Annotated in this window: 12 protein-coding genes and 1 pseudogene; 10 read left to right on the top strand and 3 right to left on the bottom strand. The window is 50.7% G+C overall.

The features are described 5' to 3' along the window. The first annotated feature begins 1,534 nt into the window (after positions 1 to 1,534). The 10 genes and pseudogenes from WFP70_RS25135 to WFP70_RS25090 all read left to right on the top strand — a co-directional run bounded on the left by WFP70_RS25135 (position 1,535) and on the right by WFP70_RS25090 (position 8,550). Complete coding sequence (locus WFP70_RS25135; protein ID WP_337024716.1) at positions 1,535 to 2,431, top strand: integrase domain-containing protein; 897 nt, start codon at positions 1,535 to 1,537, stop codon at positions 2,429 to 2,431. Positions 2,432 to 2,729: 298 nt separating this feature from the next. Further along, on the top strand, positions 2,730 to 3,077 hold the full coding sequence (locus WFP70_RS25130) for a hypothetical protein (RefSeq protein ID WP_337024717.1): 348 nt from the start codon (positions 2,730 to 2,732) through the stop codon (positions 3,075 to 3,077). A 98-nt stretch (positions 3,078 to 3,175) separates the two neighbouring features. Further along, positions 3,176 to 3,517 (top strand): hypothetical protein, encoded by a 342-nt coding sequence (locus tag WFP70_RS25125; protein ID WP_337024718.1) that lies wholly within the window; start codon positions 3,176 to 3,178, stop codon positions 3,515 to 3,517. A gap of 13 nt (positions 3,518 to 3,530) precedes the next feature. Further along, positions 3,531 to 3,875 (top strand): hypothetical protein, encoded by a 345-nt coding sequence (locus WFP70_RS25120; protein WP_337024719.1) that lies wholly within the window; start codon positions 3,531 to 3,533, stop codon positions 3,873 to 3,875. Between the two features lie 68 nt (positions 3,876 to 3,943). Next, positions 3,944 to 4,552, top strand: a complete 609-nt coding sequence (locus WFP70_RS25115; RefSeq protein WP_337024720.1) for a hypothetical protein — start codon at positions 3,944 to 3,946, stop codon at positions 4,550 to 4,552. An 80-nt stretch (positions 4,553 to 4,632) separates the two neighbouring features. Continuing rightward, positions 4,633 to 5,244: a hypothetical protein gene (locus WFP70_RS25110; protein WP_337024721.1), complete on the top strand. Its 612-nt coding sequence runs from the start codon at positions 4,633 to 4,635 to the stop codon at positions 5,242 to 5,244. Between the two features lie 71 nt (positions 5,245 to 5,315). Beyond that, a complete protein-coding gene (locus WFP70_RS25105) occupies positions 5,316 to 5,912 on the top strand; it encodes a hypothetical protein (protein WP_337024722.1) in 597 nt (198 codons plus the stop codon). 74 nt (positions 5,913 to 5,986) lie between these two features. Beyond that, positions 5,987 to 6,973 (top strand): ArdC family protein, encoded by a 987-nt coding sequence (locus tag WFP70_RS25100; RefSeq protein ID WP_337024723.1) that lies wholly within the window; start codon positions 5,987 to 5,989, stop codon positions 6,971 to 6,973. A 121-nt stretch (positions 6,974 to 7,094) separates the two neighbouring features. Next, positions 7,095 to 7,784 (top strand): annotated as a pseudogene (locus WFP70_RS25095) (TraM recognition domain-containing protein); the annotation flags it as partial. Further along, positions 7,777 to 8,550 carry a TIGR03747 family integrating conjugative element membrane protein gene (locus tag WFP70_RS25090; RefSeq protein WP_337024724.1) on the top strand — a complete coding sequence of 258 codons (774 nt, stop codon included), beginning with the start codon at positions 7,777 to 7,779 and terminating at the stop codon, positions 8,548 to 8,550. The pseudogene WFP70_RS25095 and the gene WFP70_RS25090, both read left to right, overlap by 8 nt. A gap of 246 nt (positions 8,551 to 8,796) precedes the next feature. Here WFP70_RS25090 and WFP70_RS25085 read toward each other — a convergent pair whose 3' ends face one another. The 3 genes from WFP70_RS25085 to WFP70_RS25075 form a co-directional block, all read right to left on the bottom strand. Then, complete coding sequence (locus tag WFP70_RS25085) at positions 8,797 to 9,816, bottom strand: IS110 family transposase (protein WP_337024725.1); 1,020 nt, start codon at positions 9,814 to 9,816, stop codon at positions 8,797 to 8,799. A 297-nt stretch (positions 9,817 to 10,113) separates the two neighbouring features. Then, a complete protein-coding gene (locus WFP70_RS25080; RefSeq protein WP_337024759.1) occupies positions 10,114 to 11,580 on the bottom strand; it encodes a DUF1254 domain-containing protein in 1,467 nt (488 codons plus the stop codon). A 688-nt stretch (positions 11,581 to 12,268) separates the two neighbouring features. Continuing rightward, a complete protein-coding gene (locus WFP70_RS25075) occupies positions 12,269 to 12,460 on the bottom strand; it encodes a hypothetical protein (protein ID WP_337024726.1) in 192 nt (63 codons plus the stop codon). Between the last annotated feature and the right edge of the window lie 331 nt (positions 12,461 to 12,791).

Genomic DNA, 12,791 nt, shown 5'->3' with positions numbered 1-12,791 from the left:
TGGATGACCCCATCCGAATTCGCCGAAAAATCTGCCGGTTGCCAGAATTAGCAACCAACCTGAAGCCGGTTATTCCTGATTATGCCTGGATCATATTCGGGGTCAGGGTCAGAAGCCGGTTATTCCTGATTATGCCTGGATCATATTCGGGGTCAGGGTCATTATGAAGACACTACTAACATCGCGGTGTATTAATCAACGGGGAGCAGGTCAGAGTATGTAAACTCTTGTGTTTTTTATATGCAAGGCCGTGATAACAATTATTATGGAGATCTAAGTTCCATTGAGCTATACAATCCGTTCAATACAATTGTTACACCTGCATCATTAAATCAGAGGCTTAAGAATCAGCAAGGCGTGCTTATGTTTAGTAGTCTTTTGGAAGGCGATGTTTATCCTGCGAATGATGTACAGAAAATATGCGAAGTAGTTAATGTTAATGATATTAGTGATGTTACTTTAAGTAATATACTCCACGAAGGGTTTCTAAAAATACGCATTACCTCCTCTAGTATATCCGTTATTCGTCACGAGTTAGCGATGTATGGGTTAGTAAAGAATTTATTTATCCTGAACTACCTTCTTTTACTGAACAATTACAAAAAAGATTGCTCTCTAAAATAGCTAATCGTTCTTGGACTGAACTGCAGGTTTTGACATTTGGCAAAACCTGCTTCAATATTCGTTGTGTAAGACAACCGCGTAAGCGGCCACCAATGGTCCGGTAGCTTGAGAGGATCGCCTTCGGGTAGCTATGAAAACACTCCTGTAGCCTGAAAGGGAGAACATATCAGTGTGGTACATCTGCTCGCTCCTGGAAGCAGATATCGTCAAAACATGCGCACCTACGACGCGACGATGGGGGTACATTAATCACACCAAAGCTTGGCTTTTACATACGCCTACGCCCGCAGACAATGCATCCTCAATGATGCTTTTCTTCACTTACGTTATGAGATTTTCAGGGATACGCCCTGAGCTGCATACGACTTTTGCTATGACGCATAAGCCCATTTGGAGCAATTGGGTGCTTGCGGAAGACGCATTAGGAGCATGAAGCTGCGCGCGTCACTTTGGTTCGAGTGAGACGAGAACAAAGTGACGCGCGCAGCGCATAACGGTCAAACCCACGTACAGTGCGGTTTTCATCATGCCGGTACAATCTGACGTGCACGTATTACGTGTTTTCAGATGCTCAACTGGCTATTTATCAACCATGACGCGACGTTAACGAACAACCCGTTAAGGGCGTTTTACTAGAAGGAGAATGATCGACTCGGTATCGATGGCGACATCAGGAAACTGGTGTACGGAGGCAGACTGACTAACGTCAGCACGGCGCAAGCCGCAAACAGGTCAGAGACCTGGGGAGCCTCGCAAGAACTCAACATTTCGCCGCCCCGATGCACAGATACCAGTCGAGACGCAGGAAGCGCAAAAGCAACCGTGTCGTCGGGGAAGAGATGTAACGATTCAGAGTCATACAGCTGTGGGTTAGCGGGTCAACAGCTGTGGGTTCTGATGGAGAAAAGCAATGTCCGGAAAATTAGGTAAGCAGCTCGTCACGCTCGCACGTCAGGGCGGAGGAAGTTTTAAAACGGTTTCTGATCGTTCAAAGATTGCCAGTCGCTTTTCGGAGCGACTGGCAACCCTTAATATTCAGATTCGGGACGTAAGCCATATTAAAACCAAACATATCGAAAACTATATTCGTAGTCGTCAGGGTGAAAATATTTCGTCCCGGACGCTGCAAAATGAAATGGCCGCATTACGTTCAATCCTTTCTCAGGGGGGGCGTAACGTGCTAGCTAATCCCGCGCATGATAAATTGAGTAATCAGGCGCTGAATATTTCCGGGGCCAGCCGCGAAGGCACTAAAGTTGCCATTTCTGACGAGCGTCTGAAAGAAATTGTCCTGACGGTTTCAGAGAAAGACAGGGGGATTGCTTTAGGTGTGCAGCTTGCCAGATATATCGGGTTGCGCGCGGAGGAAACGGTTCAGTCGGCAAAGTCATTAAATACATGGCGAAAAAGTCTGGAAGCCGGAAATAATAATGTACGCGTTGTGTTTGGCTCTAAAGGTGGTCGTCCACGTGATGCCACCGTTTTTGAGAGAAATAAGGTTGTTAACCTGTTAAATGAATCTATTCAGTACATAGAAAAAAATAACGGCAAGTTAATCGATAAGCCAACGCTTCATCAGGCGCTTGATCGTTATCATAACGTATTACGTGAAAGTGGTATGACCGGAATCCATGCGCCACATAGTCTCAGGTATGCCTATTCTAAGGATGCAGTAAATCATCATTTAGAAAATGGCATGAGTCGCAAAGAGGCTGAGGCTTTAGTTTCAATGGATCTTGGACATGGTGACGGGCGAGGGGCTTATGTTGCACGGGTTTATAACCGGCTTGATGAGTCTGATGAATAACGGGCTCTTGTAATTTGCCTTAAGCAGACGCTATTATTAAAACGCTTCTTACGTTGTCTTCGGACAACCACCAATGGTCTGTAGCTTGAGATGACCGCCTTCGGGTAGCTGCAAACAACACTCCTGTAGCCTGAAAGGGAGAACACATCAGTGTGGTACATCTGCTCGCCTTTGGAAGCAGATATCGTCAATCACGGCTCCTACTGCCTGGCGATGAAGGTACATTCAACCATCCGGCTTCGTCCTTCGGGGAAACATTCCCGACAGGGCAAATGTTTCTCTGTTTTCTGGAGAAACTATGTCCATAACCCGCTCGTTTCTGAATGAGTTGCGTACGCCATTCGATCTGGTCCTTTCCGTTGCAACCCGCGTTGCATCTGAATGTCCTGATCTTAAGGCTGCACTCAGGGGAACATCGTGGCTTGCTTCACTTTCCGGTCATTATGAATTTCGTTCCCGCGTCTGGTTTGACGATCAACGTTATCACGCCATTGTTATGGCAAGAACGTTGATTGCAGGCCGGCCAAGCGATGAGTTCATTTTCAGCCGGCACGGTGAGCATTTTACACATAAAGCTGCAGCGAAAGCCGCTCAGCATGCCGCGTCTGATGCTGCAACTTTCAGGGTGTTCACCGCTCAGAAATAACAGCGCAGTCGTCTGAACCATACATTCGCTATGCGAATGTCCATCGGGAAACATCTTCCCGACAGGGCAGGTGTTTCCCGCTCAACAGGAGAAACACCATGCATACCCTTTTATTACCAACCACCTTTTCCATAAAAGGCATCTTTTCAGCAGCCTCTGCTGCAGCGTCATCCCTGCGGGATCGCGCCGCTGCCGGTAAAAGAAAAGAAGAGTGGATAACGAACCGGGCTGGCTCACTCAGCTTTAAGGTTCAGGTTCATCAGTTACCTTCAGGAAAATGGACGGCCGGCATACTTACACGTTCCGGCACGTTTTACGGTAATCACCGGTTTGGATCTTTGAAAAAGCCGGATGAGGTATTCCGCTCTTACCGTCAGGCTCGTCGTTTTGCACTGAAGCTGGCAGATCAGATGGCTAATCTGCGTTATGCCTATCAGTAAGGGATAGTGGAATATGACTATTTCAACAAACCTGGCAGATATGCTGCAGTTAGCTAACTACGAGTGCGACATGCTTACTGCATTAGCCTATCAACGATTTGGTCTGGACGACCTTGACGAGCAGGTGCACCTCTACGGTGAACTGCCCGTCACTATGTCCGTTCAGATCAACGTTATTTACAACCTTGAGTTCGGTATGGTTCAGGACCGCTTTCTCAGTCCTGTCTGTGCTGACCTGGTTGACTCCATCCGTGCAATGAGCATCAGGCTCGACCGCACTTTGCATGAACGGATTTCTTCAGATGGTCATAATGACGGTCTGGGAGACCTGGAAATTGCCAGATTAGAATCTCTCTAATCTGACGTAACCCTGTGGGGATTTATTCCCCATCAGGGGGATAAATCCCCTTTTTTTGAGGATTTATCATGACACCAATCTCCGTACCGCCCCAACACGTTACCTATACCTTGAAGCAGAGCGGATGGATATCCCCGAGCCAGTGGCACAGTTTTACCCTGGCAGTCACTGAAGCATTCTGGCTGTTACCGGTACATCTCCGTCCGTGCTCGCCAACTGAAGGTAAACGTCTGGAACGCGCGTCCATGATGTTTACTCAACCCGAGGCTTTTGAATTCGGTGGAAAAGACGAAGGGAATTACATTTCCAGAAGCGTGATGTTTACCCTGGATATGAGCCCGGATTTGCGTATTGAAACGGAAGGTCAGCCCATCGACTTCTTCACGCGGATTGCGCTGCTGATGCTGTATCACCATTGCTCAGACTGCTTTGAGATAACGTCATCAGCCGGCGGCGTCAGCTGGGCGCTTCCGGTTCGCTGGGCAATACGGCACCAACTGATTGCGGACAGTGATGCTCCTCAGCCTTTCAGCACGGAAGGTTTCATTACCGGCGCAGCTGATGAACTGCTCATCAGCTGCGTTTCCGGGGGTGAACGTCCGTTTACGACGGCTGACTGGGGGCTGATTTCAGAACTTGAGTTCACGCTCGAAGAACTGAAAACAGGCAAACGCTGATCTGGCAATCAATCTAACTTAACCCAACGGGGATTTACCTCCCTATGGGCGGTAAATCCCCTTTTTAATGGAGATTTATCATGACACATACACCAACCGAGCCTCTGGTCCTTCCGGGCGTTTACCAGTTTGAGCAGGGAGCGTCCATAAATGATGAACAGTGGTTCAGATTTACCGACGCAGTTAAAGAAGCCTTCTGGCTTCTTCCCGCTCAGCTCCGGCCTTATAAGCAGCTGGGTTTTGACATGAACCGCGCGTCAGAACTTTTTGACGAAGAGGGTTCGGTCACGTTCAACCATAAGGACGTCGAAGGCTACTGCCTCAATCCGTTCTACCTCAGGCAGACACTATCGGATAATTTTCGGCCATACCGTAAAGTGGAGAGCCAGCGATGCAAGCAGGATTTATTCGTACGCATCGTGCTGGTTCTTCTGCATAACCTATGCCCCGAAAGCTATTACATAACCAGTTCCTGTCCTCAAAGCTGGCATTTCGCGCAGCGATGGCTGGCATGGAATATGGATATGTTTACTAAAGCACCTGAAAAAATACCGGCATCGTTTGTTATACCTGGCGCAATTGAACACCTGCTGCTGGTAATAACCTCCGGTCCCGGCAAGCAGGTCACCACTGAAGAGTGGGAAGCCATATCAGGCATTGAGTTCTGGCTTGCTCAGCAGCACAACAGCTGACCTGTCTACCCATCCTTCCGGGATTTGCTCTCCGGAAGGAGACAGATCCCGCTATTACAGCAGGTGATCCTATGTTTACTTTCAACAGTGGCGCGCTCGCGCAGCTATTTCATGAAACTTACCATCAGGCTATGTCAGTCAGGCTTGTTATCTGTTCGCAGGAAGGTTTGTTCCTGGAATTCAGGAACGGATTACCCGGTCAGCTTTTCTATCGCAAAGAGCGCATTTACGCGCTTGAATACAGCGGCGGGAGTACCGACCCGGGCGTGCAGGTAGAACTGAATTTTGGTCAGATCTCTGAGACGTACGATCTCACTGTAGATGACCCGTCCTTTTTCAGTCCAATAACGCCGACAGACAAGGTGGTTGTTCTGTCTGTCCGTTCACCTTATCAGCTGAAGCGCAAAACCATCAGCTGGCTCAGCCAACGTAAACTCGGGCTGTTCCGAGAACGGATCGACCTGATGAGGACTTCGGATTTTTGTGACTGCAGCTGCGACGAAGAGCGGGCCCGGTGGTTCTGTTCGGCAGCTTCAATGCTTGAAGAAGCAATGTTTACTGACAGTAAGCGGCATGACCGCCACGCTTTCAATCATTCCAGGCGGCAACTCCGGTTGCGGCTGAACAGCATAACCGCCGACGGAAAGATCATTTCTCCGGTGCGTTAACCACTTCCCCTTACGGGCGTATTTCTCGCCCGTAAGGGGAGGGATGCGCCCTTTTTTCATTTAAGGAGCATCTCATGGCCAAACCAACTAAAACCCGTCGCACGAAGAAAACTGAGAGCGTCGATCTGTACCAGAAGGTCACTGACCGTATCGTAGAGGCACTGGAGAACGGCGTGGCGCCATGGAAAAAACCGTGGCGCACTGCTGGCCGCTACGCCGCAGCGGGTCCGTTACCGGTTAATGCCTTAACCGGTAAGCCTTACAGCGGCGTTAACGTGCTGCTGTTATGGCTGGCCGCAGAGGAAAAAGGGTACAGCACCGATCGCTGGGTAACTTATCGTCAGGCGCAGGAGCTGGGCGGGCAGGTTCGCAAAGGTGAAACGTCATCAGAGGCCATTATCTTCAGACCGTTTGAAAAGCAGGCTGAGGATGCCAGCGGAAACAAGCTGTTTGATTCCGACGGTAAGCCGCTGATGGAATCGCGGGCCATGATAAAGCCTAACTTCCTGTTTAACGTCGAGCAGTGTGACGGTTTACCGGACAGTGTTGCGGCTGCACCGCATGAGTCTCCCGTAGCTGAATACCCCGGCACGATCGACTGGCCGACGGAAAAACGGATATGTGAGATTGTGCATATGGCGGGCGTTAAGGTTGAGTTCAGATTACAGAACAGGGCCTGTTACGCCAGACACACTGATTCCATACTGATGCCGAAGGCTGAACAGTTTTTTACCCACGCCGACTACTTCAGCACGCTGCTGCATGAAGTTGTACACGCCACCGGCCATGAGTCACGACTGAACCGCGAAGGCATAACCAAACCGTCGAAAAAGTTCGGCGATCCGGTGTATGCGTTTGAGGAGCTGATAGCGGAGATGGGCAGCGCGTTTCTCTGCGCCCAGCTCGGCGTGTTTGGCGATGTTCAGCACGACAGCTACATAAAATCGTGGCTTGAGGTACTGAAGTCGGACAAAAAAGCACTCTTTCGTGCCTGCCGGCACGCGAGAGAAGCGTCAGAGTTTTTACTGCAGTTAGATCAACGTGCGGCTGAAGCTGCATAACACACCAACCCGGCATCGTTAAGTAAACACGTTGCCGTCCCGTGAGGGCATTGTTCCTCACGGGACAGTGCCCTCTTGTTTTTTGAAAAAAGAGGAAATAACCATGTCAGACTGGTGCCATAACAGCATGTTTGCCGATCTGGTTAGCGTGGCCGGTCACATCTACAAGCACGGTATCAACGGCGGCCTGCCGGGTTCAAAAGAGGGCAAGGACCCCATTAACCTGCACTGCGATGAATTCAACGAACTGATGGGCAATGAGTTTATCCCGCTCATCAATAAAGGCGGCGGTGCGGGCATGCAGGTGACGGCCTATACGCAGACTTCATCTGATATTGAAGCCCGTATCGGGAGCGCGGCCAAAACCTCTCAGGTTCAGGGTAACTTCAACAACCTGATCATGCTGCGCGTGAGAGAAAACCGGACGGCAGAACTGCTGACCTCACAGCTGCCGCAGGTTGAAATCTACAGCAAAACGCTGGTCTCAGGTCATCAGGATTCAGCTGACGTCACCGTCAATCACGACTTTACCTCTAGCACCCAAGATCGCGTCGGCACTATTAAGGTGCCACTGCTTGAGCCTGCCGACATTGTCACACTGCCTAAAGGTCAGGCGTTTGCGCTGCTTGAGGGCGGCCAGCTCTGGAAAATTCGCATGCCGCTGCCGGCGGGCGATGCAGGTGACGTGCATATGCCTGAGAACATCGCGCGTCTTGCAGAAGAGATGCGCCGGAATTACCACAGCAGTGAAGGGTGGTGGGACAGCCGCAGTTCAGCAGCTGCGCCAGTGAAGGGAGATAACAATGGCTGAGGCACGTCGTACCGCACCGCAGCAATATCCGCAACCGCACCCTGCGCAACCACGTGAGCACGGGCTGCTCTATAACCTGGTCTGGGGCTGGCCGTGGAAACTCGTTGGCGTGATCCTGGCTTCTCTAATGGTGAGCCTTGTCATTGAATATGTTGGAATTGCGTTTTTCTGGCCTGAAATGGGTGCCGCGCATAGCCAGGCGGTGATGAATACCGAGTTTGGCTATCTGTCTTCTGATTTTACCCGCAGCCTGCTGCTTTCCGAGCCGGCTGCAACGGTGACGCGCTGGATAACGGATGCCTATCAGTGGGCGTTTGTGGACAGTGGGATCATCGGCTGGATACAGGCAAAATATCAGGCAGAGATGAATAGCGGCAATGAGGTATCGCGCAATCTTAAGGGGGCCAGCAGCTGGCTGGGAAGTTATCTGCAGCAGTACATGCTGGCAACGGTATACGTCTCTGTAGTGACTTTGATTCGCGTCACTATCATAACCCTTTCTGTACCGCTGTTCGTCCTGGTCATATGTGTCGCCGTGGTCGAAGGGCTTGGCCGACGTGATTTACGGCGATTTGGTGCCGGTTATGAATCATCTTTTCTGTACCATCGCGCGAAAAGGCTGATTAAACCGGCTGTGTATCTTCCGGTGATGGCCTACCTCTCATGGCCTTCAGCGGTCTATCCAAACCTTATGCTACTGCCCGCAGCGTTAATGCTGGGACTTACCCTCACAGTGACAACTGCATTGTTCAAGAAATATATATGAGCACCTCCCGTATGCCAGGCAGTTGTGGGGTGATGACATTAAGGCGATTGCAGTTATATATCCGGCCTTGCTGCGTCAGCCTGGGCTGTCGCGGGCCCTAATGAATTCCGCTGGCGCACGCCTCATTACCTTTACGAACCCGTAGTTCGATACTTTTTTCAGGTTTAGTGCGCCCCGGTCTGACCTGTCATGTCATTACTTACAACTACCCGCGCAATCGCAGGGGACTAACTGATCTTGAATTCTTCAATGCTGCACCGTTTCCGGCGGTGCTTTGATATACGGCTTATTGTGTGCCAGAACTGCCCATATTGTTCTGGCCATTTTGTTGGCCAGTGCGACGGAGGCAACGTTTACTGTCCGTCTCTTGAGAAGATTGGTTACCCACGCCCCCGGTTCGTTAGCATTTTGAATAACGCTGTGCGCACCGTTAATCAGTAGTTTACGCAGGTATTTATCACCTCGCTTGCTGATGCCCTTCAGTACCACTTTGCCGCCTGTCCCTGTTTGCCTTGGAACCAGACCTATCCAGGCCGCAAACTCCCGGCCGGAACGAAATGCACCGGCGCTTCCCATTGCTGCAATGGCCGCCGTTGCTGTCAGAAAACCAACGCCGGGAATATCGCTGATCGCTCTTACGCCGGGATCATCTTTGCTCAGCGATTTGATTCGCCGCTCCAGTGCAGAGATTCGATGCTCAAGGCGGTCAATTTCCGCGAGCTGTTCACGCAGGGTTTCAATGAGCTCAGCAGGCAATCTCTCCTCCAGACGCGCCAGAATGTCAGGCATACTGCTGAAAAGGCTCGCTCTGCCTTTGCGCATCACTTCACCATACTCAGCCAACAATCCGTGCAGTTCATTGACCTGCATCTGCCTTGATTTAACGAGAAGAAATCGCACCCGGTGAAGTGCCAGCATCGCCTGCTGCGCTTCCGTTTTCACCGCCACGGCTTTACCCGGCTGCTGAGCAGCGCGCCAGATTGCTTCAGCGTCTGCCATATCATTTTTGTTTCGTATATTGAATGCTTTCACATAGGCGCCGGGCATCAGCTTGACCTGATGTCCCAGAAGACTCAGTTGCCGGGCCCAGTGGTGTGCGCCTCCGCTGGCCTCCATACCGACTAAACAGGGTTTCCGGTTCTGAAAGAAGCTCAGAAACAAGGTGCGTTTAACCGCCCTGTTAATCACTTCTCCGGTTTCAGTATCAACATAGTGAAGCTGAATAACGTTTTTGGCGATGTCAGCGCCAACGACCATGCCGTTCATGTTCAGTTACTCACTTACAGACGATTAATGAAATTATGGGCGTGTAAGGTCGAATGGATTGCGACACGGGCTACAAGGCTGGAAGTTATCTAAAGAGGTAAAGAAGAAGACAAAATAAGAAAGGTAACTATCTGTTAAATAAAGCATTTATCAAACAGCATTAAGGTGGTTTGCTAATGCAGAGTTACTGGATGATTGCCATGAACGAAAAGCAGAAGCTGTCTCTGATGATATATCAAAGTGTTCCGCAGAAGGTTTTCTGCGGAACGATTGCACAAGGGTGAAATGGGCGAACTGTTACTGGACCTTCTCTATACGAGGAGGCTGCCAGGTGCCATCCAGAATGGCTTTTTCTCCCCAGTAGGCGCGAATGTAGAGAGAAATATTGCCTTCCGGCGCGGGTAGCCAGTTATTCGCCTTATCCCCACCCGGTGAGGCATGGCTGACATACAGCGTGAGCGAGCCATCAGCGTTGTATTTCAGATCCTTGTTCTTTGTGCCCAGAGAGAAGCGGTTAAGATCATTCGGGCTGAAAAGGTGTCGGTCGTTATAGAGAGTCAGTGACCAGAATCCTTTCACCGGCGGTAACTGCCCTTTAGCAAACGTTACGGTATAGCTGTCCTTGCCGCTAAGCTGCGCGCCGGATGCATCGTTATCCGTGTAAAAATACTGAGTTTCGTCCGGCTTGTTATCGAACATGTTCGATTTTGACGTACCGGTCCGGTTGTAATAGTCCACGCCGAACTGGGCATTATTTTTAGAACGGTTCCAGCCATTGCCTGCCGGCACACCGTTATTACGCCATTTAAAGAAGTCCGCAATGACGGTCTTATCCGTCTGCTCTGCGGATTCGTTCATCCACTGGCGAATCTTGGGATCTTTTTTCCCTGCGGCGACGAGATGACGGAACTGAGCGTAATAAGCTTCTTCACCTGGCAGAGGCGGGACTTTTTTGAGCACGTTTTCAAGCTGGTCGAAGAACTTATCGGGGACGACCCAGTGAACCTCTCCGGCGCTGGGGTCTGGCTTATCGCCGATGGCGGGGATCTTCGAATAGTCGAATGATTTCATCTTGCCGTCGAATTCACTCAACGGATAGGACATTACTTGTCGGATGGGAGCCTGAATGGCGGCACGGTCCTCTTTGGTGTCATCCATCTGGATACGCGGGATAACATTGGCCATTTCGGTCGATGAGCGAATCACCCCGTTAATCCCCGCTGGCGTTTTTCCCTTCCAGTCCGGGCCAGCCAGTAAATAAAAGCCCGGCTTGGTGCCGTACGGTTTACCTACATTGCCAATCTGATCTGTGCGCGCATCGTAAATGGCGTATACCCAGAACCGATCTCCAAAATCAGGAACCTGCAGAACGATGGGGCCGCTGTCCAGCGCATAGAAACCGAGCCCGTAAGCCACGTCCTGATTCGGACAGGTGACAAAGGTTTCTTCGGGTTTAATGTAGTCTGTGAGCATGCTGAGCTTGCCCATCGGGGCTACCGGTACCATCCCGCCATTCAGTGCCGGATAGGGTGCCTGAGTAATGGTAGCCCGGCGGTTAAACTGGTTTACCATGGCATAACCCCAGATGTATGCCTGCTGGGCTACGGCCTTTACGTAGGCTTCAGGCATCGTAACGTCTGGCGATGGCTGGCTCAGTTTTTCAAAGTTATCAGGATGCGGAATAGTTAATGGGGCTGTCTGGGCTAGCGCAACTGTGCTGAGTGACAGCGAAGCAATAATCAACGCAATGGGCTGTAATTTCATCATTTAGTCCTTTTGAGGTAGCTTGATGAAGCTCAATGAGAAGCTGTACGCATCAGTTTTTCGGGCCATAAAAAGCAGCGCACGAGCCGCCTGAAACGTAATAATCGCTGTGAAATGAAATGCGAACTGAAGCAAGCAGGCCCACGTGTGACTGAGCCCATCTGTGACTTATAGATTTTATTGAAGACTTACACCTCGGGGTTTACACCCCGAGGTGGGTATTGCATGGCGAAATGGGTGTTCCCTGAACATTTCGGTTTAAACATAGTTTAGGGCAAGGAAAAGGGAAATTCTCATCTGCTAAAAGTTTGAAATCGTCACGGAATCCTACGCTCTCCAGTTCGCTGTCGGCTTAATGGCTATCGCAGAGTAAAATGTCGCCTGCTCCCTGTGGTGGGAGGTGCTCATACCATTATATATGACCTTAAAAATTATAATCTGAGCTTAAATTTCAAAAAACGGCAATCATCCTTACTTACGCATATTCTGCACCGGCCTTGCGGAAGCATACGTGGGACAAATTACAGGTGTGGCGTGTCCGGGGGGCGAAGGAGAACCGCCCCGCCATATTGCGTATTGGCTACACTCAAAAAATAGGGCCCTGAGGGTTAAAGGGCCTTAGAAAAATGCCCACTAAGGATAAAGGTTAAGGTTGAGCTGCTCTCCGGGAACAAGGAGGAGTAGTGGTCTAATCACTTATGACACAGGCCACCTGCCAGACTGAACGGTTCAGTAAAGCATCCAGTGCCGGCAGTTCGCTGGTGATGCGCTGCTGGGCATGTCCGTCAAAACCGGCATTGAGCTCGCTGCGGTTGAGATAAATGCCTGATGCCGCCTGACTCAGCCGCCGGCCGCTCCACTCGCTATGCGCCAATACCATATAAATTCAGCCTGTAATCCTGACCGCATGCAGCGCGTGCTGTAGCCGGTGAAGGTCGTTCTGTGCTTCCAGATTGCCGTTTCCTGCGTGCCAGATGTAGTACAGCTTGCCGGGGAGGTGGGCCTGCAGGCCTTTTCCACGCCCCTCCTTCAGCAGAAAGTTGATATCACAGGTCTGCTCCCTGTAAAAGCTGTGCTGCTTTTCCGCCTGCGCCAGCAACCTAACCAGAAACAGGTTGTCCAGCGCCGCTAAATCGGCCAGCCCGGCGCGACGGGCCGTGTGAACAGCGGCATGGAGGTCCCATTAACCGTTAAGGACGGCTCTTAGCCAT

Source organism: Pantoea sp. USMM079 (assembly GCF_037153115.1).
Classification (GTDB): Bacteria; Pseudomonadota; Gammaproteobacteria; order Enterobacterales; family Enterobacteriaceae; genus Pantoea; species Pantoea communis.
The sequence above is the reverse complement of the archived record's forward strand: the minus strand, read 5'-3'. Positions and strand labels throughout refer to the sequence as shown.